Here is a 23015-nt window from a genome sequence, read left to right as displayed (position 1 = left end):
ATTGTCCAAAGCCCCGGCAACGGAACGCAAGACGGAAACGAGCGCGCAACCACGCGGGCTTGATTATTCCACCCTGCCGGGCGTGGCCGACGAGATGCTTGATACCGACGGCAAGGTCAGGCCGGTCTGGAAGAACCTGCTCGGCGCGCTCTCGCGCATGTCGGAACGCGAATTGCACGAGCGCTTTGCCCGCACCGACCGCTATCTGCGCGACGCTGGCGTGTTCTACCGCGATTACAGCAAGGGCAGCAGCGAACGAAACTGGCCGATCTCGCATATTCCGGTGCTGATCGATGACAGGGAATGGACGGTTCTTTCCGAAGGGCTGAAACAGCGCGCCGATCTTCTGGAGGCCATGGTTGCCGATTTTTACGGCGAAAACCGGCTGGTGAACGAAGGTTACGTGCCGCCGGCGCTGATCGCTTCCAATCCGGAATATTTACGGCCGATGGTCGGGGTAAAACCGGCAAGCGGCCATTACCTGCACTTCTGCTCATTCGAAATCGGGCGTGGACCTGATGGAAACTGGTGGGTGCTGGCCGATCGGACTCAGGCGCCTTCCGGCGCTGGCTTCGCGCTGGAAAACCGGGTAGCCACCACCCGCGCGCTGTCCGATATCTATGCCGAAACCCATGTTCACCGCCTCGCCTCGTTTTTCGGCGCTTTCCGCGACACGCTGCAGGCCCACAGAATGCACCCGGACGATCGCATCGCGGTGCTGACGCCCGGCCCCGCCAACGAAACCTATTTCGAACACGCCTATATCGCCCGTTATCTCGGCTTCATGCTGCTGGAGGGCGAGGACCTGACCGTCGTCAACGGCCGCGTCATGGTTCGAACCGTGGCCGGGTTGAAGCCGATCGGTGTACTTTGGCGACGTCTCGACGCCTCCTATTCCGATCCGCTGGAACTGAACCAGCAATCCCATATCGGCACGCCCGGCATGGTGCAGGCGTTGCGCAACGAAGCGCTCACCATCGTCAACGCACTTGGCAGCGGCATTCTCGAAACGCGGGCACTGCTTGCCTTCATGCCGCGCATCTGCCGCCACCTTCTGGGCGAGGAACTGAAACTTCCCTCGATCGCCACCTGGTGGTGCGGACAGGAATCGGAACGCCGCCACGTTGCCGGCAATATCGAAGGCATGGTCATCGGCCCGGCCTATTCTCGCATGCCTTTTTTCGACGACAACGGCCAATCCGTGCTCGGCTCCTCCCTGCGCGAAACGGCGAAGGAATCGATCAGCGACTGGCTTGCCTCCGACGGCCACAGGCTGGTGGGCCAGGAAGTCGTAAAGCTTTCAACGACGCCGGCCTATATCGACAACAAGCTCGTGCCGCGCCCGATGAGCCTTCGCGTTTTTGCCGCGCGCACACAAGATGGCTGGCAGATCATGCCCGGCGGCTTTGCACGGATCGGCAGCGGCGACGATGTGTCGGCCATCGCCATGCAATCGGGCGGCAGCGCGGCGGATGTCTGGATCGTCAGCGAAAAACCGGTGGAACGCACCTCGCTTCTGCCGGCGGAAGAAAGCTTTACCCGCAACATGCCGGGCAGCCTGCCAAGCAGGGCTGCCGACAATCTCTTCTGGCTCGGCCGTTATATCGAACGTTCTGAAGGCGCATTGCGCATCCTGCGTGCCTGGCACGGGCGCTATGCCGAATCGGCCGATCCGCGCCAGCCCCTGCTCGCCCATGTGACGCGATATCTCGAAGCGCTTGACGTGGAGATGAACGATGCCGTGCCGGATAGCCTGCTGAACAACATCAACAGCGCGCTTTATTCCGCCAGCAATATTCGCGACCGCTTTTCGCCGGATGGATGGCTGGCGCTGAACGACCTCGCCAAGACGGCCCGCCGTTTCCACGCGAAAGTCGCGCCCGGCGACGACGCCACCCACGCCATGACGATCCTGCTGCGCAAGCTTGCCGGCTTTGCCGGTCTCGTGCACGAAAACATGTACCGCTTCACCGGCTGGCGTTTTCTGTCGATCGGCCGTTATCTCGAACGCGGGCTGCATATGACCCGGCTTCTCGGCCACATGACCGGACCGGACGCCCCGGATGGTTCCTACGACATGCTGCTCGAAATCGGTGACAGCGTCATGACCCATCGCCGCCGTTATAATGTCGCCACGGCTGGCCTGACGGTCACCGATCTTCTGGCGCTTGATCCGCTCAATCCGCGCTCGATCCTGTTTCAGCTGAACGAAATCCGCACCGAGGTGGAACAGCTGCCGAACGCTTTCGTGAACGGCCAGATGTCACCGTTTTATCGCGAAACGATGCGCCTGCATTCCGGGCTCGCTGTCATGACGCCGGAAAACATGAACGGCGCGATCTATCGCCAGCTCGAAACCGACATGGAACATCTGTCCGATGTTCTGGCCCGCACCTATCTCGGATAACCCCATGCTTTACGATCTTTCCCTGCACATGGGTTACACCTACGACACACCGGCCCATGGCGCACGCCACATTATCCGCGTGCTGCCGCTGTCGATGCCGGGCCGGCAGAGACTAATCGCAGGTTCCATCGATGTTTCGCCCGCACCGGAAGAACGCGCCTTCTTTGACGATTTCTTTCATCAATCGGCCACATCGGTGCATCTGCGCGCGCCGCATGAAAAGCTGGATATTCGCATGCAGGCGCGGGTGATGGTGGAAGCGCCGGCCATGACGGCGGATTTTTCACCCGAGCTTTCCCGCCTGCCGCGGGACCTTGCCGATGTCTGGTCGATCGATTTTCAGTCACCGCACCACTTCATTGGCGCAAGCCCGAGAATAGGGACGGATGCGGCGATCTCGGCCTATGCGCGGGAACTGCTGAAACCGGGAATGACCATTCGCGAAATCGCGCTGGCCATGTGCAAACGCATCCACAAAGACTTCACCTATGATGGCGAGGCGACCACCGTGGATACAACGCCATCGGAAGCCTTTAAATTGAAGCGCGGCGTGTGCCAGGATTTTTCGCATATCATGATCATGGCGCTGCGCAGCCTCGGCATTCCCGCCGGTTATGTCAGCGGTTTCCTGCGCACCATTCCTCCGCCGGGCAAGGAACGGCTGGAAGGCGCCGATGCCATGCATGCCTGGGTCCGCATCTGGTGCGGAGAAGCGGCCGGTTATCTGGAACTCGACCCTACCAACGATATCGTGGCCGGCAGCGACCACATCGTCGTCGGTTATGGCCGCGACTATTCGGATGTTGCACCGGTGATCGGGGTCCTGAAGAGCTACGGTAACCAGCAGATAAAACAGGCCGTGGATGTGGTTCCCGTCCAGCAATGACACAATATGTGTTATTTCAATCTTCCAACCAATTAATTCTTGAAAATACTTCGAAAACTGCACCAATTTGAACGAATTATAAAATTATAATCTTCGTGTTAGCGGATTTTACATCCTTTGCGGGTTTCCTGCGCTCAATCGCATATTCTAATCGGTGAGCCCCATCATGACCGCCTCCGCAGATCAAAAACTGAAGCGCCGTTTCCTTGCCGATACCAGCGGTAATTTCGGCATCATGACGGCGATATTGCTGCCGATGTTGCTGGGCGTGGCCGGAGCCGGCCTGGAGCTGGCGAATGTGATGCAGGTGAAAGCCGATCTGCAAAACACGGCGGATTCCGCGGCGCTCGCTGCAGCAACCGAGGCACGCCTGAAGGAAGGCGCGCTCACAGACGAACAAATCAAGGAAATCGCCAAGGCCTTCATCGCTGCGCAGATGGAAAAGAGCCTGACTGAGGAAGAGAAAAAGGAACTGGAGAAGAACTCCCCAGTCGGCGTTTCTGCAAAGGAAGATGCACGCGGCAAGACCTATACCATCGAGACCACGCTATACCGCCAGGTGCAGCTCAACCCGCTGCTGGGGTTCATCGGCGTGAAGACACTCGATATCGCGGCGACCGGTACCGCCAAGAGTACCGTCAACAAGGGCGCGCCGATATCCATGTATCTGGTGCTCGACCGCTCCGGTTCGATGTCGTTCAAGACGGACAGTGTCGACAGCACTAAAACGTCCTGCCAGAACTACACGTCCGATAACTGGGGCAAGTATCCCAATCTCGGCAAGACATCGCCCTGCTATGTCAACAAGGCCACATCGTTGAAGACCGCCGTCAGCTTTCTCGTTGCTACATTGAACAAGGCCGATCCGACCTACACCGCAAGCGGCGGCTCACAGCTCGTTCGGACGGGCGCCTCGGTATATACACATGAGACCTATGCGGCTCAGGCCATCAGCTGGGGTACGAACAGCGTTGTCAGCTATGTCGACAAACAGATCCCGGAATTTCCATCCGGCGGTACGGATGCACGAAGCAGCCTGAATGCCGCTTACAACGCCCTTAAAAAAACGAATCCGGACGAAGCGAAGGCACATAAGACACAGGAAAGTGAATCCTTCGAGCGCTATATCGTCCTGATGACCGACGGTGAAATGACCGGAAACAGCTCCTCGTGGAGTTCCAGCATCGACCAGTCGGTGCGCACCACCTGCGAGACCGCCAAGAAAGACGGGATCAAGATTTTCAGCGTCGCCTTCATGGCGCCGGACAAGGGCAAGTCGCTGCTGCAATATTGCGCTTCCAGCCTCGACAATTATTACGCGCCCGAGAACATGGAGCAGATCGTCACCGCCTTTGGCGAAATCGCCCGCAAGGCAGCCGGTAGCATTGCCACGCTGACCAACTGACGAAAATTCGGCAGACGCAGCCGCAAAGCGTATCGCTTTTGAGGCATTTACCCCGGGGCCAATCTTCCCCGGCTTTGCATGGCTGACAAGACATGCGCGGCAGGTGACAGCGGCAGCGGCCCGTGGCATAGGAGGGCCGCTCCCATTCATAGGCCCTGTCATGATCCGCATCGAAAATATCAGCAAGTCGAACAGTCACCGTATTCTTTACATCGAGGCCTCCGCCGCGCTCAATCGTGGCGAGAAGATCGGCCTTGTCGGGCCGAACGGTTCCGGCAAGACCACGCTGTTTCGGATGATGACCGGCGAGGAGCAGCCCGATGAGGGACAGGTCGTCGTCGAAAAAGGTATGACGGTCGGTTATTTCGATCAGGATGTCGGCGAAATGTCCGGACGCTCCGCGGTCGCCGAAGTCATGGAAGGCGCAGGCCCGGTCAGTGAAGTGGCGGCGGAATTGCGGGAGCTGGAAGCCGCCATGTCCGATCCCGACCGGATGGACGAAATGGACGCCATCATCGAACGTTACGGTGAAGTGCAGGCGCGTTACGAAGAGCTGGACGGTTACGCGCTGGAGGGCCGCGCCCGTGAGGTTCTGGATGGCTTGAGCTTCAGCCAGGAAATGATGGACGGCGATGTCTCCAAACTGTCTGGCGGCTGGAAGATGCGCGTTGCGCTTGCCCGCATTCTTTTGATGCGCCCGGACGTGATGCTGCTCGACGAACCATCGAACCATCTCGATCTCGAAAGCCTGATCTGGCTTGAGGATTTTCTGAAGAACTATGACGGCGCATTGTTGATGACTTCGCATGACCGCGAATTCATGAACCGCATCGTCACCAAGATCATCGAGATCGATGCCGGCAACCTCACCACCTATTCCGGTGACTACGGCTTTTATGAACAGCAGCGGGCGCAGAACGAAAAGCAGCAGCAGGCGCAGTTCGAGCGCCAGCAGGCCATGCTCGCCAAGGAAATCAAATTCATCGAACGCTTCAAGGCGCGCGCCTCACATGCCTCGCAGGTGCAGAGCCGCGTCAAGAAACTTGAAAAGATCGACCGCGTCGAGCCGCCAAAACGGCGCCAGACAGTCGCTTTCGAATTCGCACCGGCCCCGAGGTCGGGCGAGGATGTCGTGGCGCTGAAGAAGGTTAACAAGGCTTATGGCAGCCGCACGATCTATGGCGAGCTGGACTTTATGGTGCGGCGCAAGGAGCGCTGGTGTATCATGGGCGTCAACGGCGCTGGAAAATCGACCTTGCTGAAGCTGGTGACCGGCACGACCGAGCCGGATTCCGGCAATGTAACACTCGGCGCCAGCGTCAAGCTCGGCTATTTCGCCCAGCACGCCATGGATGTTCTGGAAGGCGACAGCACCATTCTTGAATGGCTTGAGGAACGTTTTCCGAAAGCCGGGCAGGCGCCGCTCCGCGCGCTTTCCGGTTGTTTCGGCTTCTCCGACGACGACGTGGAGAAACGCTGCCGTGTTCTTTCCGGCGGTGAAAAAGCCCGTCTCGTGATGGCGGCCATGTTGTTCGATCCGCCGAATTTCCTGGTACTCGACGAACCAACGAACCATCTCGATCTCGACACCAAGGAAATGCTGATCAAAGCCCTGTCGGATTATGAAGGCACGATGCTGTTCGTTTCCCACGACCGCCATTTCCTCGCCGCCCTTTCAAACCGGGTACTTGAACTGACCCCGGATGGCATTCACCAATTTGGCGGCGGCTATACCGAATATGTCGAAAGCACCGGGCAGGAAGCACCGGGCCTTCGCAGCTGAGGCCATTTACCGGACGCCTGGTCTCCGCAACCGTAACTTTCGTACTTGATACTGGAGAAGCAGATGCGGATCGTCGTTTACAGCGCCAAGCCATATGACAGGCAGTTCCTTGATGCCGCGGCACGTCCCGGCATGCGGATACAATATTGCGAAGCGCGCCTGTCTCCTGAAACGGTGGCGTTGGCGGAAGGAACCGATGCTATCTGCGCCTTCGTCAACGACGACCTGTCGCGGCCCGTGCTCGAAAGGCTGACGGAAATGGGCGTGCGACTCGTCGCCCTGCGCTGCGCCGGTTTCAACCAGGTCGATCTCGTGGCCGCCGAAAAGCTGGGCCTGACCATCGCCCGCGTTCCCGCCTATTCGCCCTATGCGGTTGCCGAACATACAATGGCGCTCATCCTGTCACTCAACCGTAAGATCCACCGCGCCTATAACCGCGTCCGCGAAGGCAACTTCGCCCTTGATGGCCTGCTTGGTTTCGATCTCCACGGCAAGACCATCGGCATTGTCGGCACGGGAAAGATCGGCGCGATTTTTGCGCGTATCGCAGCCGGCTTCGGCTGCCGTCTCATCGGCCACGACATTCGCCCGAATCCTGATTGCGAGGCGCTGGGCATGGCCTATGTCACGCGGGAGGAACTGTTCCGGACATCGGACATTCTTACGCTGATGTGCCCGCTCACGCCGGAAACCAGGCACCTGATCCGCAAGGAGACGCTGCCCCTTCTCAAAAAAGGCGTGATGCTCATCAACACCAGCCGCGGCGCGATCATCGACACGCAGGCCGCGATCACGGGTCTGAAAGACGGTAGGATCGGTTCTCTCGGCATCGATGTTTATGAGGAGGAAGCCGATCTCTTTTTCGAAGATCTTTCCAATGATGTGCTGCGCGACGACGTCTTTGCGCGGTTGCTGACCTTCCCCAATGTTCTGGTGACCGGCCATCAGGGGTTTTTCACGCAGGAAGCCCTCAAAAACATTGCGGACACCACGATCGGCAATATCGAAAGCTTCATCAGAACCGGCAAGGCGCTGCATGCGGTTTCCACGGAGCAGCTTGCAGGCCCCGTTTAGCGCTGCTGCCCCGACCCTGAAGATTATGCTTCGAGCCTGCGGAAATTGTCGGCAGGTCGATTGCCCGCCCCAAATCCCCAGTATAGGTTTCAAGCAATCTTTTCAGAGCTTTCAAACCGGACCGGTCGAGCGACAGATGCAACTCAAAGACTGCTATAATTTCCACGATTTTCGCCGCATGTCCAAACAGCGTCTTCCCGGGCCGATCTTCAACTACATAGATGGCGCGGCCGACGATGAAGTGACGTATCGGCGAAATACAGCCGCCTTTGAAAACTGCGACCTTGTTCCGGATGTGCTGCGCGGCGTGTCCGACGTGGACATGTCGGTGACCGTCATGGGGCAAAAGCTCTCCATGCCGGTCTATTGTTCCCCAACGGCGCTGCAGCGCCTCTTCCACCATCAAGGAGAGCGGGCGGTCGCGGCAGCGGCGGGAAAATTCGGCACGATGTTCGGCGTCTCCTCGCTCGGCACCACCAGCCTTGAAGAAGCGCGCCGGATCAGCGGCGGGCCGCAGGTCTATCAATTTTATTTCCACAAGGATCGTGGTCTCAACCGCGAGATGATGGCACGCGCCAAGAGCGCCGGCGTCGAGACGATGATGCTGACCGTGGACAGCATTACCGGCGGCAACCGCGAGCGCGACAAGCGCACCGGTTTTGCCATCCCCTTCAAGCTCAATCTCTCCGGCATCGCGCAATTCGCCATCAAGCCGGCCTGGGGTATCAATTACCTGACGCATGAACGCTTCAGCCTGCCGCAGCTTGACGGCCACATCAAAATGGATGGCGGGGCTCTCTCCATCAGCCGCTATTTCACCGAGATGCTGGACCCTTCCATGAACTGGGATGACGTGGCGCAGATGGTGCGAGAATGGGATGGTCCTTTCTGCCTCAAAGGCGTCATGTCGGTTGACGATGCCCGGCGCGCCGTCGAGATCGGCTGCAGCGGCATCGTGCTCTCCAACCACGGCGGTCGCCAGCTCGATGGTTCCCGCAGCGCCTTCGACCAGCTGGCAGAGATCGTCGATGCGGTCGGCGACCGGATCGACGTGATGATGGATGGCGGCGTACAGCGCGGCACCCATGTTCTGAAAGCCCTGTCTCTGGGCGCAAAGGCTGTGGGGCTCGGCCGCTATTATCTTTTCCCGCTCGCGGCCGCCGGCCAGCCCGGGGTGGAAAGGGCGCTGGAAATGATGCGTATCGAAATCGAACGCGGCATGAAGCTGATGGGCTGCACCACTGTCGAACAACTGACGCGCCGGAACCTGCGGTTTCATGGCTAGAGCCGTAATCCGCATTTCCAGGCAAGGTTACAGCTTTCCGCTGTAATCACAGGCCATTTCCACGGCGTTTCGCCGATATTCCAGGAGCGCTGCGCCGATGTTCCAGATAAGCGCTAGGGATACCAGCACGCAAATGCTGCCGGAAATCAACGAGCGCTTGGCACCCGAGAGAAACAGGCAGCCGATGAAGGCATAGGCTGCAAGCGCTGGTACCGCAGGGATCAGAACCGATATAGGCCCGTCACAATCGGCCGCCTCGATGCCGATGGCGCGATACTCATTCGGCGTTGTCACAACACCGAGGACGGCGACGGGCAACATCGCAGCGAGAACGGCATAACGGAAGAAGCGAGGCGTATCGGGCATATCCGCTCCATAGCCGGATAATTAAATGTCGCGACTTGTCCGCAAACTTCCGTACGGACTACTTTGAGGATGGTCTTTTTTTGAAAGCCGCCGTTCAGCCACGCCTGTCAGCGTTCCTGAACAGGAGCTTGCCCGATTTCGCAGAGAAATCCAGTGTTTTACGGAATCCAAACTTGGCAGGCCGTGCAGAATGTGATTATGGTTGCATGATGCAACCATAATGGATTTGGCATGCCCGAACAGTCCCTTCCCATAAATGACATCCGCTCCACCTCGCGCCGGCTTGTCCGTGAACTCGGCTTCATGGGCGGGGATTTTGCCGGCACCGACCTGCCGCCATCTGCCGTGCATGCCCTGATCGAGATCGAGACCTGCCCGGGCATCACGGCGCGCGATCTGGGAAAGCTCCTGCGACTTGAAAAATCCAGCGTCAGCCGCATGCTTCGCAAACTCATTCTGTCCGGTGATGTTATGGAGGAGGCGGACGGTGAGGATAGCCGCATCAAGCGGCTCCATTTGGCCGGGCGAGGGCAGGATCGGGTCGGTGCCATTCACGCCTTCGCAAACCGGCAGGTATCGAGCGCCCTGTCACGGCTTGCCCCGGCGGATGGCCACACCATTCTGGAAGGGCTCCGTCTTTACGCCGACGCGCTGGGAGGCCGGATCGATGCCGCCGCTCCCGCCATAGATATCGTCTCAGGATACAGGCCGGGTATCATCGCCCGCATAACGCAGATGCATGCTCTCTATTACGCCCGGACATCCGGCTTCGGCCAGCGTTTCGAATCCGTTGTCGCCGAAGGCCTCGCCTCCTTTTGCAACCGGCTCGAAAGACCGCAAAACGCAATATGGGCCGCAACGCGCGGACAGGAGATTATCGGCTCCGTCGCAATCGACGGCGAAGACTTGGGATCGGACATCGCGCATCTACGCTGGTTCATCGTGGATGACAGCGTGCGCGGTGGCGGTGTAGGGCGCAGGCTGCTTGCAGCCGCTCTGGCCTTTGCCGACAAAAAGGCTTTCGCCGAAACCCATCTATGGACATTCAACGGTCTTTTGGCCGCACGGCACCTTTACGAGACCCATGGTTTCGCCTGTGTCGAGGAACGTCCCGGCAGCCAATGGGGAAGCGAGGTTCTGGAACAGCGCTTTGTCCGTCCCCGGCCAGAATGATCTCTAATCTCCGTGCATGAACCGCCGCATCGAAAGTCGCCGTGCGGCCGTCTCCGGATCATAACCAGATCTATCAGAAGGCGAGCTGAACCTTCATCGATCTGCTTCTGTCACCGGCGGTTTCAAATGCTGCAACCGCCTCTTCCAATGGAAAGGTGCCTGTTAACAGCGGCTTCAGGTCTACGCGGCGCTGGTTAATGAAATCGACGGCAAGTCCGAATTCCTCGTGGAAACGGAAGGTGCCTTTCATCTCGATTTCCTTGGTGACCACCATATTCTGCGGAATGGACACATCCCCGCCGAGACCGAGTTGAACGACGGTGGAACGCGGCTTCAGCGCCTCCAGACCCGACCGGACGGCCCTTTCGTTTCCGGAGGCCTCGAATTGCACGTCGAAATAGCCCTTGTTTGCCGAATAGGCGGAGAGCGCATCCGGATCGCTGGCGACATTGATGACCCGGTCGGCGCCGATGGCAAGCGCCTTTTGCAAAACCGCATCCATGACATCGGTCGCAACGATTTCCCGCGCGCCATGGGCGCGGGCGGCGATGATGGCAAGCGCACCGATCGGCCCGCAGCCGCTGACCAGAACGCGCTTGTCGGTCAATGCGCCAGCGCGGTTGACGCCATGCAGCGTCACTGCAAAGGGTTCGGCCATCGCCGCTTCATGGATAGAGATGCCGTCCCGCACCTTGTGGCACTGATACGCCTCGGCAACGAGACGCTGCCGGAATGCGCCTTGAATATGCGGCATGGGCATCGCGGAGCCATAAAAGCGCATGTTCAGGCACTGGTTCTGCTGGCCTTTCAGACAGAATTCGCAATGGTTGCATGGCCTGCTCGGCGATACTGCGACGCGATCGCCAATTGCGAAACCGGAGACACCCTCCCCCAGAGCCTTGATGGTGCCCGCCACCTCATGGCCGAGGATCATCGGCTCACGCACGCGCACGGTGCCGAAGCCACCGTGATTGTAATAATGCAGGTCGGAGCCGCAGATACCACCCGCCTCTATGGCGACCTCGAGCTGTCCGGGGCCGGGCTGCTCCGCCTCACGTTCTTCGATCCGCAAGTCCTTGGCCGCGTGGATGACAACCGCTTTCATATTCGCTCCTCCCATAAGGGTCCGGCATGGCGGCAAACGCCGCCAGGCCATTCCACAGATCTATCTCAGATATCGACCACAAGGCCCTTGGCTTTGAGCACCGCCTCGAGCTTGCTGACCTCAATCACCGACTTGCCTTGCTTGTAGGCTTCGATGTAACCGGCCTCGGCATCTTCACGCGCCTGCGAAAGCTTGGCCGCTTCCTGCGCTTCTTCGCGTCGGACGACAACCAGCCCATCGGCATCACCGACGATGATATCGCCCGGATTGATGATTTCGCCGCCGACAATCACCTGATCGTTGACCGCGGCAATGGTCTCCTTGACAGTGCCCTTGATGCAGACGCTGAGCGAAAAGACGGGAAAGCCGAGGTCCCGCAGTTGCAGCGTGTCGCGCACGCCGGTGTCGGTCACCAGACCGCCGATGCCTTTTGCAAGGCAGGCATTGGCGAGAACATCGCCGAAAGAACCCGCTTCTTCATATTCGCCGGCGGAAACGACGATGATATCGCCCGGCTTGGCATAGTTGATGGCGAGCTGCAGCATGATGTTGTCGCGCGGCGCGCATTTGACCGTAAAGGCCGGGCCGCAAAGCTTCATGCGATAATCGACTGGCTTCAGCCGCGAGGACAATGCGCCACGACGGCCCTGCGCCTCATGGATTGTCGCAGGAGAGAATTTGGCAAGGGCTTCAACATCGGCCTTGGCCGGACGCTGCGCGATATCTTTAATGTGGATCATGAAAACCTCCCACGTTGAAACCGTCGGCGAGAACGTCTCGCCGACCGATGATGGTGTTGGATGAATGGAATGATGACTGAAGCTGAGCCGAAGCTCAGGGGATCGGATCGAACTTCAGCTCAGACAGAGGCACGACCTTGTCGGTGCGCGTCATCTTGTATTCGGTGTTCGGGCCAAGCCACTTGTCCCAGATGCGATTGATCTCGCCATCCGCATCGAGCTTGCGAAGGATTTCGTTGATCTTGGCGGTCAGTGCCGGATTGTCCTTGGCCATGCCGATGCCGATGGGCTGGAAGAGCATCGGCTCCTCGATCATCCGCATTGGCTTGCCCTTGGTCTTGGATTCGTTGACGAACTTGGTCATCGTCATGGTGTTGCCGACAATGCCGCGCGCCTTGCCCTGCTGAACGGCGAGATAGGCGGACGCCGTATCCTGGAATGTCAGCGGCTCGGACTTGTTGAGCTTGACGGAGAGTTCCGACGTCGACCCCTTGCTGGACGCGATGCGCTGGCCGACGAAATCAGACTTCTTGGTGCCGGCGTCATCGACCGGAACGATCAGCATTTCCTTAGCCAGATAATATGGGTCGCTGAACTGGATCTGTTCGGCGCGGCTCTGGGTATAAGCGAGGTTGGCGACCGAGAGATCGACGCGGCCGAGCTTGACTTCGGGAACGCGCGCTTCAACCGAAACAGGCTTGACCTCGGCCTTGACCCCGAGTTCCTTGGCGATGGCGCCACACAGATCGACGTCAAAGCCGGCCATTTCACGTGTCTTTGGATCCGGCGAGGCGAAAGGTGGCACGTCAGCGAAAGTGGCGCAACGCAGCGTCTTGTTCGCCATGATCGTGTCGAGTTGGTCGGCCTTGGCCGGAATGACTGCGGCCGAAGTCGCCAATGCGGCGGTAAGAGTAATGCACTTCCAGTTCATTTCAGTTCTCCCTGTTATTATAGAGGTTGGGTTGATAGTTCGGCCTTGAGCGGGATTTCAGGAGAAACCCGCTCACACTTTTCGCTATCCCGCCCTAGTGCCTGAGATCAGCAAGAAAACGCTGGGCACGGGGGTGTTGCGGATTTTTGAAAAACTCGTCCGGCTTGGCCGTTTCGATGATGCGCCCGGCATCGATGAACCAGATGCGGTCAGCCACTTCACGGGCAAAGCCCATTTCATGGGTGACACACAGCATAGTCATGCCTTCGGCGGCGAGGCTCTTCATGACGGCGAGCACCTCACCCACCATTTCCGGGTCGAGAGCGGAGGTCGGTTCGTCGAACAACATAACCGGCGGCTCCATGGCGAGCGCCCGCGCAATGGCGACGCGCTGCTGCTGGCCGCCGGAGAGCTGGGCCGGGTAAGAGCTGGCCTTGTCGGCCAGGCCGACACGATCAAGAAGCTTCAGCGCCTTTTCATGGGCGACGGCAGGAGAAACGCCCTTCACCCGGATCGGCGACATGGAGACATTTTCAACCACCGAAAGATGCGGGAAGAGGTTGAAGCTCTGGAAGACGAAACCCACCCGGCTGCGCAGCGCATTCAACTCCTTTGCGCGCATTTGTGCGTGGATGTTCCTGCCATCCAGCGTGATCGAGCCGCTGCTGATCTCCTCCAGACGGTTAATCGTGCGGATGAGGGTGGACTTGCCGGAACCCGATGGCCCGCAGATGACCACGACCTCGCCACGGGTGACGTTTTCGTTGACATCCTTGAGCACCTGATAATCGCCGTAGCTTTTGCAGACCTGCGAAAGCGTGATGGTGTAGGCGTCCTGAGAGGCGGAAACTGGCGCGGTCATAGCTGCTCCGTAACGATATTGGCGGGGGCCGGTGCGTCTGCCGCGAGCTTGCCGCGCGGGCCTGCCCGCCGGTGGGCGATACGCCGCTCGAGAAGATTGGCGACATGGGTGAGCGACCAGCAGATGATGTAATAAACCAGCGCCAGAATGAGGAAGACCTGGAAGGGCTGGGTCAGGAGCTGGTTATTCACCTGGTTTGCCGCAAAAGTCAGATCCGGCACATTGATGACATAACCAAGCGTCGTGTCCTTGATGGTGGAAACGAATGTCGAAATGAGGCTCGGGATCATGTTGTAGAGCGCCTGCGGCAGGATGATGTAACGCATTGCGCTGAAATATCCATGCCCCAGCGCCCGCGCCGCATCCATCTGCCCGGCCCCAAGCGACACGATGCCGGCCCGGACGACCTCACTCATGAAAGCGCCCTGATAGATGACGAGCGTTGCCAGCATGGTGACGAAGCTCGGCACATCCGCCCCGGTCCATAGCGGAACGAGAAAATAGCTCCAGAGGATGAGCATCAACAGCGGCACGCCACGGGTGAAATACACCACAGCGGTGACCGGCCAGCGCAGCAACCGCCATTTCGACAGCCGTGCCAGCGCCATCAGGATGCTGACGGGAAAGGCGAGCGCGATGCTGAGCGCCGACAGGATAAGCGTGTTGGCAAGGCCGCCCAGCGGCCCGTTGGGATATTGGCCGATCAAGAGAAGCAACCAATAATCCTGCACGATTGCGATCATGTCGTGGATCATGCCCGCGCCCTCCGCAGTGGGTCGGCACGCATGGAGATATAGGCTCCAAGACCCATGATCAGCAGCGAGAAGAACAGATAAAGCACTGTCGCGACCAGGTAGACCTCAAACGTCCGGAAGCTCAGATTTTCGACTTCCTTGACCGCATGGGTGAGTTCGGGTGCGCCGATCAGAACGCCGAGACTGCTGTTCTTGAACAGCGAGGTGCTGTGGTTGATCAGCGGCGGCAGCGCGTTGCGAACGCCCTGCGGCATGATGACGAAACGCATGGCCGAGACATAGCTGTGACCGAGCGCACGCGCCGCTTCCATCTGACCGGGATTGATGGAGCGCACGCCGGAACGCAAATCTTCACTGAAATAGGCAGCCTGACAGAGGCCGAGGCCGATGATGGCGAAGATCGATTCCGCATTGTGGCTGGACAGCCAGTTCGCCAGCCCGCTTGGCAACAGTGTGAAAACGCCGAAATACCAGAGCATCAGCTGCACCAGCGTCGGAACGTTACGGTGATAGGAAACATAGGCCGCCACCAGCGGATCGCCGAAGCGGAAGGGTGACAGGCGAATGGCAAGCAGCACGATGGCCAGCGACATGGCGAGCAGCCAAGAGCCGGCATAGATGATGAACGTCATCTGGATGCCATGCAAAAGCATCGAGACGTAGTCCGCATTGTTCAGAATTGCCCAGAGGTCAAAACCGCTCACGCGACTTTTCCTCCGGCTCCGCCCGCCGCGGCCTGATTTTCAGCCGGCCTATTTTCAACAGTCTGGGGCTTGGCCGTCTGCAGCCCGCCCATGACCTGAAGCGTCGGGGTGATTTCCATATGGCCGATATTCATGGCCACGGGTGCGGCGATGGCAAAGGCGATCGCATCGGCGATATCGGACGCCTGCGGCAGCTCAAAACCATCGATGAAGCGCTCGCGAATGCTCGGATCATTGCCGTGCACATGCGTAAATATGTCGGTTGCAACGCGGCCGGGGCAAATTTCCGTCACCCGCACACGTTTGCCGAAAGCATCGATGCGCAGCTGGTTGGACAACATCGCCACGCCCGCCTTGCTGGCGTGATAGATGGAGTTGCCGCCGAAATTGTAATTGCCGGCAATGGAGGAGATGTTGATGACGTGGCCGCGATCGCGCGCCACCATACCCGGCACCACCATGCGGCAGAGATGCAGCACGGCGCGCAGGTTGACGTCGATCAGGAGATCGATATCGCTTTCATCCGCTTCCAGAAATTTCTTGGGACGATCTACACCGGCATTATTCACGAGAACATCGAACGCAACCTCGCTGGTGAGTTTTGCAAGAGCAGGCCGGTCAGTCACATCGATGACATGCGCGAAGCAACCCGTGCGCTTCGCCAATTGCTTCAGCGCGTCCGCACTTCTGGCAACCGCATGGACTTCCAGCCCCTCACGGCAAAGCCGCTCGACAACGGCGGCGCCAATTCCGGAAGATGCGCCGGTCACGAGTGCGGTCTTGTAGTCTGAGAATGGCATGTTTGTCCCCTATCGTTGACCAAACATTAGTGAAGCTTTCTTCGCTTGCCTAAGACCGATTTTTTTTGGAGTAATAAGCAACTTGTATGGATGACGGATGCGAACGCTACTTTCGGCGCTGCATCAGCCCGGCCAGCAAAAGGCACAACCGCGCCGTCACCGCCCGAACCGGCGAAATCACCTAAACGACCGGCGTCGGCAAGTCTCTCCCCGCAAAATGTGCGTCCAGATTGGCGAGAACCAACGCGCCCATTTCCAGCCGTGTCTCATGGGTGGCGGCGCCGATATGCGGTGCGAGAACGACATTGCGCATGCCGAACAGCGCCTCGGGAACATGCGGCTCGTTCTCGAAGACATCGAGTGCCGCACCTTTTAGCCCACCCCCCATGAGAATATCGACCAGCGCCTTTTCATCGACAAGCGACCCTCTGGCGACATTGACGAGAACCCCGTCCGGCCCCAGTGCCTCCAGCACCTCTAGGTTGATCGCGTGTTTCGTCTCCAGCGTCGCAGCCGCCGCGACGATCAGGACGTCGCAGGCGCTCGCGAGCGACACCGCCGTTGGATGATACTCATAGGCCACGTCCTGCTTCCGCCGGCTGAAATAGGAGATTTCCGCATTAAAGGCTTCCAACCGTGCCGCGATGGCCCGGCCTATGCGGCCGAGCCCGTAAATGCCGTAACGCCGCCGCGAGGCCTTGTTGCCGAGCGGCATCTCGCCTCTTTTCCACGCGCCGGAGCGGACATGGTGATCGGCGCTGACGAGTTGGCGTAGCAGCATAACGGAGAGGCCGATTGCGAGATCGGCAACATCTTCGGTCAGCACGTCCGGCGTGTTCGTCACCCTGAAACCACGTGCGCGGGCCTGATCGAGATCGACTTTGTCGAAGCCGACACCGTTGATCGCGACGATTTCAAGAGCCGGCAGACGGGCGGCGAGTTCAGGGGCAACGCCGATATGGCCGCCGGTGACGACAGCCTTTATTGAAGCCGCCTCCGCCTGCAAAAATGCCTGCTTGTCCGATATTTCGTGCCAGCGATGGACCCGGAAGCGCTTTTGCAGCTCCGCCTCGATCTGCGGCTGGAGCGGATAGGTTTGCAGAAGATCGGGCTTCATACGCGCTCCTTACCCGCGACCGACGAACGGCATGCCGCTCGCCATCACGGTCATGGTCAGCACATTCGCCTCCAGCGGCAGTGAGGCCATATGCACCACGGCTCTGGCGACAATGCCGGCATCGATGGTCGGCTCAATGGCGGTGCTGCCATCAGCCTGCAGCACGCCGGTAGCCATGGCGCGGGTCATCTCGGTGCTGGCATTACCGATATCGATCTGCCCGCAGGCGATGTTGAACGGGCGACCATCCAGCGCGGCCGACTTGGTGAGACCGGTAATCGCGTGTTTGGTCGCGGTATAGGGCGCGGACCTCGGCCGCGGCGTGGTGGCCGAAATCGAGCCATTATTGATGATGCGCCCGCCCTGCGGCGACTGCGCCTTCATCTGACGAAACGCCGCCTGCGTGCAGAGGAAAGCGCCGGTGAGGTTGGCTCCCACAACGGCATTCCAGGTTTCGAAAGGTACATCTTCGATATGGACCGCCGGCGCCGACATGCCGGCATTGTTGACGAGAAGGTCAAGACGGCCAAAACGCCCGATGACATCGGTAAACAGCTGTTCGACATCCGCCAGAACGGAAATATCAGCCGCGACGGCCAGAACACGGTCTCCATGCTCTCGCCATTCGGCAGCGGCGGCATCGAGAACCTCCCGTCGCCGACCCGTGATCGCGACACTGTAACCCTCTCCCAGAAGGGCTGAGGCAATCGCCTTGCCGACGCCTGTTCCTCCGCCCGTGACGAGCGCGATCTTTGCCTTAGTCATAATGCTTTCCCCTCCAGCTCATCTTCCACATGCGCCTGAATGATTTCGGCAAAGGACGTTTCCGCCCGGAAGCCGAGCGACAAGGCGAGTTGCGGATCATAATCCTCCGCCCAGCCGTCGACGATCCGGATGATCCGCTCATCGGGAACACGCTTGATAAGCGCCACAGCCTTTTCCCCGGCAAAGGTGCGCAGAGCCTCGATCTCGTCGGCCACCGTGGCCGAAAGCCCCGGCATGATGAGATTACGGCGAACGCCAAGCCCGGAGAGATCGACGCTCGCGGCGCGCAGCAGGAAAGCGACGGCCGAGCGCGGGCTGGCGAACCAGTGCCGCACAGTATCGGCAACGGGCAGAACCGCTTCCTGACCCACCAGTGGTTCACGCAGGATATTGGAGAAGAAACCGGAAGCCGCCGCATTCGGCTTGCCGGGGCGGATGCAGATGGTCGGCAGACGGATGCTGACGCCGTCGAAGAAACCGCGGCGGCTATAGTCCGACAGCAACAGTTCCACGATCGCCTTCTGCGTTCCGTAGCTGGTCAGCGGCGCGGTCAGGAACTCGTCGCCGATTACCTTCGGGAATGGCGAGCCGAACACGGCAAGCGACGAGCAAAACACCACACGCGGCCGGTATCCATCCTTCTGATGTTCCAGACGAATAGCTTCGAACAACGAGCGTCCGCCATCGAGATTGATGCGATAGCCCTTCTCGAAATCGGCTTCCGCCTCGCCCGAAACCACGGCGGCAAGGTTGAAGATAACATCCGGCCGTTTTGCGATCAGCTTTTCGGCCACGCCGGCATTCGACAGATCGCTGCGTTCGATGGTCACCGTGCCGCCGAAGCCTTTCGGTGCGACCGGCTCGAAAACATCCGTCAGCGTCATTTCGGCGATCTTTACGCCGCCAAGCGTACCGTCCGTAGCAAGGCGCTGCGTCAATTTGCGGCCGATCATTCCCGCCGCGCCGATTATCAGAATATGCATTATCTCACCTTTGCTTGGCCGGCATTGCCGGCTCGATTGATTGTCAGTCGTCGTCACCCTGAAACACCACCTCGCGACGGCGCATGATCGCCGGCATAGCCATCATGATGACGACGATGGCGGACAAAGCGAGCAGGGTGGCGCTGATCGGATGGGTGACGAATGTCGCAAAACTGCCCTGCGAGATCAGCAACCCAAGGCGCATGTTCTGTTCCAGAAGCGGACCGAGCACGAAACCCAGCACCAGAGGTGCCGGCTCGCAGCCGATCTTGCGCAGAAAGAAGCCGACAATGCCGAAGACCGCGCAGAACAGAACATCCACGACGCTGTAGGACAGGCCATAGGCGCCGATAGCGCAGAACATCAGAATGGCGGGGCACAAAAAGCGGTAGGGAATGCCGAGAAGGCGAACCCAGATGCCGATCAGCGGCAGGTTCAGCACCAGAAGCAGCAGATTGCCGACCCACATGCTGGCGATCAGACCCCAGAAAAGATCTGGCCGCGACTGCATGACCTCCGGTCCCGGCGTAATGCCCTGGATCATCATTGCCCCCACCATCAACGCCATCAATCCATTCGCGGGTATGCCGAGCGTCAGAAGCGGAATGAAGGACGTCTGCGCGCCGGCATTATTGGCGCTTTCCGGCCCGGCCAGCCCTTCGATCGCGCCCTTGCCGAAACGGGAGGGATCCTTGGCGATCTTGCGCTCCAGCGCGTAGCTGGCGAAAGAACTCATGATCGCCCCGCCGCCGGGCAGCACACCGAGGAAGGAGCCAAGCGCGGTGCCGCGCAACACGGCCGGAAAGGCCTGTTTGAAATCCTGCCGGGTCGGCATCAGCGATCCGGTCTTTGCTGCCCCTGCATCACGCTCCACGCCCTGCTGAAGGTTGAAGAGAATTTCGCTGACGCCAAGCAGCCCGATGGCCAGCACAACGAAGTCGATGCCGTCGAACAGTTCCGCCATGCCGAAGGTAAACCGTTGCTCCCCGGATGTCGGATCGATGCCGACGAGACTGAGCGCTATGCCAAAGGCAACCATGCCCACTGCCTTGACCGGCGATCCGCTCGACAGGAACACGGCAAACAACAACCCGAAGATCACCAGACTGAAATAATCGGCCGGCCCGAAGGCAAGCGCAACGGCCGAAAGCGGCTTTGCGACAACCACGATCAAGACAGTCGCCACTGTGCCGGCAAAAAACGAGCCGAGCGCCGCCGTGGCCAGCGCCACACCCGCCCTGCCTTGGCGCGCCATGGCATAGCCATCGATGCAGGTAACGACGGACGAGGATTCGCCCGGCAGATTGACGAGGATCGCCGTGGTCGAGCCGCCATATTGCGCGCCATAAAAAATGCCCGCGAGCATGATCAGCGCCGCCGTATCCGGCATCGTATAGGTGATCGGCAAAAGCAGCGCGACGGTGGCGGAAGGACCGATGCCCGGCAGGATGCCGATCATCGTGCCGAGTGTGACGCCAAGCAGGCAGTAGAAAAGGTTTACCGGCGTGACGGCGACGCCGAAACCGAGGATGATATTGGAAAAAAGATCAGTCATGGCAGCAGCGGTATCCTCTGTCCGAGGCCCACAACGAAAATGAGGATGCAGGCGAGGATGAGCACTGCGGAAAGCAGCAGGACCTCAACCGGCCTGATCCTGCCATAGGCGATGCAGGCGAGCACGATCAGCACGAAGGCAGCGGCAATGAAGCCCAATGGCTCGATCAGCAGCGCGAAACCGGCAATGCCGGCCACCGCCAGAAACGGGCGCATTTTCGGCGCCACCCACGCTTCGGACGGTGTCTTTCCTAGCAAATCCTGCAAAAGCAGTACGATGCCCAGCGCGAACATTAATCCCGCGATGACCGTCGGCATATAACCCGGACCAGGCTGGAAATTGGTGCCCATGCTCAGCGGCCGCGCACCATAATAAAGCCCGGCGGCGGCAACCAGAAAGAAAGCCCCGGACAGAATATTCGCAGTCAGTTTCGAGCCGTGTTCGGCCATGATTATCTCCCCTCCTCATCGAGGAATACGCCGCACCTCCCGACACGGCGTATTCACATGTCGAAACACTGGCTCAATCGGCCCAGACACATCCCTTCGAACGCATCATTTCGTAGCGATCCTCGATATCCATCTTGCCCTGACGGTGCAGTTCCATCATGTGGTTCTCGTGGTCGTCGCGCTCCCGGCAAGCATTGACGAGTTTCGGGATATCGTTCTCGCGAACGACGACAACGCCGTCATCATCGCCGCAGACGATATCGCCGGGGCTGATCAGTTCGCCGCCCACCACGACCGGATGGTTGATGGTGCCGAGCGTGTCCTTGGAGGTGCCCTTCATGCAAAGCCCAAGAGAAAACACCGGGAAACCGATCTCGCGCAGCCCCTTGCCGTCACGCACGGCGGCGCTGACCACAAAGCCGACAATGCCTTTGCCGATGCAGGCGGCAGCCAGCACATCGCCAAAGCCGCCCTGATTGGGATTGTCACCGCCGTCAATGACAAGCACATCGCCGGGCTTTGCGAGATTGATGGCTTCGAAAATCATCAGATTGTCGCCGATATGGCATTTCGCGGTGATCGCAGGACCGCAGATTTTCAGGCCCGGCTTGATCGGCTTGATGCGATAATCGAGCGCGCCAAGCTTGCCCTGCGCCTCATGAATGGTGGCGGGGCTGAACTTGCTGATCGCCTCGATATCGGCTTTGGAAGGGCGCTGGAAATTGCGGATGACATGGGCCATTGGCCGGATTCCTTTCAACAGTGGGTCGTGCCTGGGCCACACGCAGGCCCAAGCGTCATTTTGGTTAGGGTGAGAGAAACGGTCGGGTCCTTGCCGGCCGCTTATTTTGTCCAGGGCTTGCTTTTCCAGAGCTCGGCCAGATTGGCATTGCCCTTCTTGAGCGCCTCGGCAAATTCGGCCTGGGTCAGCGGCAGCGTCGTCAGTTCGCGCTTCTTGGCGTCGGCAAGATAATCCGGGTCCTTCAGCGCCTTCTGGAAGGCATCGACCAACTTGGCCTCCACCTCCGCCGGCAGGTCTTTTGGCGCACCGAAACCCGCAAGCAGGCTGAACTGAATATCGTAGCCGGCTTCCTTGAAGGTCGGCACATCAGGCGAGAGCGGCGAGCGCTCGGTGCCCGAGGTCGCCAGTACACGAAGTGCACCGGAACGATTGTCGGCAAAAACCTCGTTGAGGTTCATGAAACCGAGCGTGACGTGGTTGCCGAGCATGGCGAGCCTTGCCGGTCCGCCGCCATTGAAGGGTACGAAGTTGAGCTTCACATCCGCCGCATCCTCAAACAGCAGCGCGGTGATCTGGCTCGGATGGCCGATGCCGGTCACGCCGACGACGACCGGGTTAGCCTTGGCGGCCTCAACGAATTCCCTGGCGGTCTTGATCGGCGACACCTTGTTGACGGTCAACGCCAGATCGCCGCCGATCTGGTTTGCGAGCGGCGTGAAGGCGTCCTCCTTGTAGGTGGCATTGCCCTGCACGATCGGCGAATACATGGACGGAAAATTCAGCGCACCGATGGTGTAACCATCAGGCTTGGCATTGGCGATATAGGTCGCGCCGATCAGCCCGCCAGCGCCTTCGCGGTTTTCCACCACGACCGATGTGCCTAGATATTTTTCAAGATAGGGAACCAGCGCCCGCGACTGGATATCGGTGCCGCCGCCGGCCGGATAACCGATGACCAGCGTCACCGGCCGCTCCGGATATTCCGCCGCCGCCCCTCCCGCAGCAAGGATTCCCGCCGCTGCCAGCACGCCAAACAGAGATGTCTTCAAACGCATATCTTTTCCTCCCCGATACGCTTTCACCGGGGAGGCTAGGAAGAAGCCATCAACAACACAAATACCGAGTTTT

Annotated in this window: 22 protein-coding genes; 7 read left to right on the top strand and 15 right to left on the bottom strand. The window is 59.5% G+C overall.

Going from position 1 to position 23015, the window contains the following annotated elements; genetic code table 11:
- Nucleotide 1: 1 nt before the first annotated feature.
- The 6 genes from JZX89_RS04015 to JZX89_RS03990 all read left to right on the top strand — a co-directional run bounded on the left by JZX89_RS04015 (nucleotide 2) and on the right by JZX89_RS03990 (nucleotide 8840).
- Nucleotides 2-2407, top strand: a complete 2406-nt coding sequence (locus JZX89_RS04015; RefSeq protein ID WP_207133162.1) for a circularly permuted type 2 ATP-grasp protein — start codon at nucleotides 2-4, stop codon at nucleotides 2405-2407.
- A 4-nt stretch (nucleotides 2408-2411) separates the two neighbouring features.
- Nucleotides 2412-3293, top strand: a complete 882-nt coding sequence (locus tag JZX89_RS04010; RefSeq protein ID WP_207133161.1) for a transglutaminase family protein — start codon at nucleotides 2412-2414, stop codon at nucleotides 3291-3293.
- A gap of 166 nt (nucleotides 3294-3459) precedes the next feature.
- Nucleotides 3460-4698, top strand: a complete 1239-nt coding sequence (locus JZX89_RS04005; protein ID WP_149899614.1) for a vWA domain-containing protein — start codon at nucleotides 3460-3462, stop codon at nucleotides 4696-4698.
- A 160-nt stretch (nucleotides 4699-4858) separates the two neighbouring features.
- A complete protein-coding gene (locus JZX89_RS04000) occupies nucleotides 4859-6481 on the top strand; it encodes an ABC-F family ATP-binding cassette domain-containing protein (protein WP_207133160.1) in 1623 nt (540 codons plus the stop codon).
- 63 nt (nucleotides 6482-6544) lie between these two features.
- Nucleotides 6545-7555 carry a 2-hydroxyacid dehydrogenase gene (locus tag JZX89_RS03995; protein WP_207133159.1) on the top strand — a complete coding sequence of 337 codons (1011 nt, stop codon included), beginning with the start codon at nucleotides 6545-6547 and terminating at the stop codon, nucleotides 7553-7555.
- Nucleotides 7556-7691: 136 nt separating this feature from the next.
- Entirely contained in the window at nucleotides 7692-8840 is a 1149-nt protein-coding gene (locus JZX89_RS03990) for an alpha-hydroxy acid oxidase (protein ID WP_207133158.1), read from the top strand.
- A gap of 27 nt (nucleotides 8841-8867) precedes the next feature.
- Here the strand turns inward: JZX89_RS03990 and JZX89_RS03985 are convergent, their stop codons facing one another.
- Nucleotides 8868-9206 carry a hypothetical protein gene (locus JZX89_RS03985; RefSeq protein WP_207133157.1) on the bottom strand — a complete coding sequence of 113 codons (339 nt, stop codon included), beginning with the start codon at nucleotides 9204-9206 and terminating at the stop codon, nucleotides 8868-8870.
- Between the two features lie 231 nt (nucleotides 9207-9437).
- Between JZX89_RS03985 and JZX89_RS03980 the strand changes: the two genes are divergently transcribed.
- Nucleotides 9438-10379, top strand: coding sequence for a bifunctional helix-turn-helix transcriptional regulator/GNAT family N-acetyltransferase (locus tag JZX89_RS03980; RefSeq protein ID WP_207133156.1), 942 nt, complete (start codon nucleotides 9438-9440; stop codon nucleotides 10377-10379).
- Between the two features lie 73 nt (nucleotides 10380-10452).
- On the opposite strand, the gene JZX89_RS03975 is transcribed toward JZX89_RS03980, so the two are convergent.
- From JZX89_RS03975 to JZX89_RS03910, 14 genes are all read right to left on the bottom strand, one after another.
- Entirely contained in the window at nucleotides 10453-11484 is a 1032-nt protein-coding gene (locus JZX89_RS03975; protein ID WP_207133155.1) for an L-idonate 5-dehydrogenase, read from the bottom strand.
- Between the two features lie 65 nt (nucleotides 11485-11549).
- A complete protein-coding gene (locus JZX89_RS03970; RefSeq protein ID WP_137005112.1) occupies nucleotides 11550-12224 on the bottom strand; it encodes a 4-carboxy-4-hydroxy-2-oxoadipate aldolase/oxaloacetate decarboxylase in 675 nt (224 codons plus the stop codon).
- A gap of 94 nt (nucleotides 12225-12318) precedes the next feature.
- A complete protein-coding gene (locus tag JZX89_RS03965; protein ID WP_149899621.1) occupies nucleotides 12319-13155 on the bottom strand; it encodes an ABC transporter substrate-binding protein in 837 nt (278 codons plus the stop codon).
- Between the two features lie 94 nt (nucleotides 13156-13249).
- Nucleotides 13250-14017 (bottom strand): amino acid ABC transporter ATP-binding protein, encoded by a 768-nt coding sequence (locus tag JZX89_RS03960; protein ID WP_207133154.1) that lies wholly within the window; start codon nucleotides 14015-14017, stop codon nucleotides 13250-13252.
- Entirely contained in the window at nucleotides 14014-14772 is a 759-nt protein-coding gene (locus JZX89_RS03955) for an amino acid ABC transporter permease (protein ID WP_207133153.1), read from the bottom strand. Before JZX89_RS03955 ends, JZX89_RS03960 begins: the two co-directional genes overlap by 4 nt.
- A complete protein-coding gene (locus JZX89_RS03950) occupies nucleotides 14769-15476 on the bottom strand; it encodes an amino acid ABC transporter permease (protein ID WP_149899624.1) in 708 nt (235 codons plus the stop codon). The genes JZX89_RS03955 and JZX89_RS03950 overlap by 4 nt, the downstream gene beginning before the upstream one ends.
- Nucleotides 15473-16276 carry an SDR family oxidoreductase gene (locus tag JZX89_RS03945; protein ID WP_153514307.1) on the bottom strand — a complete coding sequence of 268 codons (804 nt, stop codon included), beginning with the start codon at nucleotides 16274-16276 and terminating at the stop codon, nucleotides 15473-15475. The genes JZX89_RS03950 and JZX89_RS03945 overlap by 4 nt, the downstream gene beginning before the upstream one ends.
- Nucleotides 16277-16457: 181 nt before the next feature.
- Entirely contained in the window at nucleotides 16458-17393 is a 936-nt protein-coding gene (locus JZX89_RS03940; protein WP_207133152.1) for a 2-hydroxyacid dehydrogenase, read from the bottom strand.
- A 9-nt stretch (nucleotides 17394-17402) separates the two neighbouring features.
- The gene (locus JZX89_RS03935; RefSeq protein ID WP_207133151.1) at nucleotides 17403-18158 is read right to left on the bottom strand and encodes an SDR family oxidoreductase; all 756 of its coding nucleotides are present in this window, start codon (nucleotides 18156-18158) and stop codon (nucleotides 17403-17405) included.
- Nucleotides 18155-19141 carry a D-erythronate dehydrogenase gene (denD, locus tag JZX89_RS03930; RefSeq protein WP_207133150.1) on the bottom strand — a complete coding sequence of 329 codons (987 nt, stop codon included), beginning with the start codon at nucleotides 19139-19141 and terminating at the stop codon, nucleotides 18155-18157. Before denD ends, JZX89_RS03935 begins: the two co-directional genes overlap by 4 nt.
- 43 nt (nucleotides 19142-19184) lie before the next feature.
- Nucleotides 19185-20696 (bottom strand): tripartite tricarboxylate transporter permease, encoded by a 1512-nt coding sequence (locus JZX89_RS03925; protein ID WP_207133149.1) that lies wholly within the window; start codon nucleotides 20694-20696, stop codon nucleotides 19185-19187.
- The gene (locus tag JZX89_RS03920) at nucleotides 20693-21145 is read right to left on the bottom strand and encodes a tripartite tricarboxylate transporter TctB family protein (RefSeq protein ID WP_153514302.1); all 453 of its coding nucleotides are present in this window, start codon (nucleotides 21143-21145) and stop codon (nucleotides 20693-20695) included. The genes JZX89_RS03925 and JZX89_RS03920 overlap by 4 nt, the downstream gene beginning before the upstream one ends.
- A gap of 73 nt (nucleotides 21146-21218) precedes the next feature.
- Complete coding sequence (locus tag JZX89_RS03915; RefSeq protein WP_207133148.1) at nucleotides 21219-21887, bottom strand: 4-carboxy-4-hydroxy-2-oxoadipate aldolase/oxaloacetate decarboxylase; 669 nt, start codon at nucleotides 21885-21887, stop codon at nucleotides 21219-21221.
- A 101-nt stretch (nucleotides 21888-21988) separates the two neighbouring features.
- Complete coding sequence (locus JZX89_RS03910; protein WP_207133147.1) at nucleotides 21989-22942, bottom strand: tripartite tricarboxylate transporter substrate binding protein; 954 nt, start codon at nucleotides 22940-22942, stop codon at nucleotides 21989-21991.
- Nucleotides 22943-23015: the final 73 nt, after the last annotated feature.

This window comes from Agrobacterium burrii (assembly GCF_017313405.1).
GTDB lineage: Bacteria > Pseudomonadota > Alphaproteobacteria > Rhizobiales > Rhizobiaceae > Agrobacterium > Agrobacterium burrii.
This window is presented reverse-complemented; position numbering and strand designations above follow the sequence as displayed.

Bases quoted from the DNA above. Each gene is read 5' to 3' on its own strand.
- JZX89_RS04010 (WP_207133161.1), top strand. From the start codon at position 2,412: ATGCTTTACGATCTTTCCCTGCACATGGGTTACACCTACGACACACCG.
- JZX89_RS04005 (WP_149899614.1), top strand. From the start codon at position 3,460: ATGACCGCCTCCGCAGATCAAAAACTGAAGCGCCGTTTCCTTGCCGAT.
- JZX89_RS04000 (WP_207133160.1), top strand. From the start codon at position 4,859: ATGATCCGCATCGAAAATATCAGCAAGTCGAACAGTCACCGTATTCTT.
- JZX89_RS03995 (WP_207133159.1), top strand. From the start codon at position 6,545: ATGCGGATCGTCGTTTACAGCGCCAAGCCATATGACAGGCAGTTCCTT.
- JZX89_RS03990 (WP_207133158.1), top strand. From the start codon at position 7,692: ATGCAACTCAAAGACTGCTATAATTTCCACGATTTTCGCCGCATGTCC.
- JZX89_RS03985 (WP_207133157.1), bottom strand. From the start codon at position 9,206: ATGCCCGATACGCCTCGCTTCTTCCGTTATGCCGTTCTCGCTGCGATG.
- JZX89_RS03980 (WP_207133156.1), top strand. From the start codon at position 9,438: ATGCCCGAACAGTCCCTTCCCATAAATGACATCCGCTCCACCTCGCGC.
- JZX89_RS03975 (WP_207133155.1), bottom strand. From the start codon at position 11,484: ATGAAAGCGGTTGTCATCCACGCGGCCAAGGACTTGCGGATCGAAGAA.
- JZX89_RS03970 (WP_137005112.1), bottom strand. From the start codon at position 12,224: ATGATCCACATTAAAGATATCGCGCAGCGTCCGGCCAAGGCCGATGTT.
- JZX89_RS03965 (WP_149899621.1), bottom strand. From the start codon at position 13,155: ATGAACTGGAAGTGCATTACTCTTACCGCCGCATTGGCGACTTCGGCC.
- JZX89_RS03960 (WP_207133154.1), bottom strand. From the start codon at position 14,017: ATGACCGCGCCAGTTTCCGCCTCTCAGGACGCCTACACCATCACGCTT.
- JZX89_RS03955 (WP_207133153.1), bottom strand. From the start codon at position 14,772: ATGATCCACGACATGATCGCAATCGTGCAGGATTATTGGTTGCTTCTC.
- JZX89_RS03945 (WP_153514307.1), bottom strand. From the start codon at position 16,276: ATGCCATTCTCAGACTACAAGACCGCACTCGTGACCGGCGCATCTTCC.
- JZX89_RS03940 (WP_207133152.1), bottom strand. From the start codon at position 17,393: ATGAAGCCCGATCTTCTGCAAACCTATCCGCTCCAGCCGCAGATCGAG.
- JZX89_RS03935 (WP_207133151.1), bottom strand. From the start codon at position 18,158: ATGACTAAGGCAAAGATCGCGCTCGTCACGGGCGGAGGAACAGGCGTC.
- denD (WP_207133150.1), bottom strand. From the start codon at position 19,141: ATGCATATTCTGATAATCGGCGCGGCGGGAATGATCGGCCGCAAATTG.
- JZX89_RS03925 (WP_207133149.1), bottom strand. From the start codon at position 20,696: ATGACTGATCTTTTTTCCAATATCATCCTCGGTTTCGGCGTCGCCGTC.
- JZX89_RS03920 (WP_153514302.1), bottom strand. From the start codon at position 21,145: ATGGCCGAACACGGCTCGAAACTGACTGCGAATATTCTGTCCGGGGCT.
- JZX89_RS03915 (WP_207133148.1), bottom strand. From the start codon at position 21,887: ATGGCCCATGTCATCCGCAATTTCCAGCGCCCTTCCAAAGCCGATATC.
- JZX89_RS03910 (WP_207133147.1), bottom strand. From the start codon at position 22,942: ATGCGTTTGAAGACATCTCTGTTTGGCGTGCTGGCAGCGGCGGGAATC.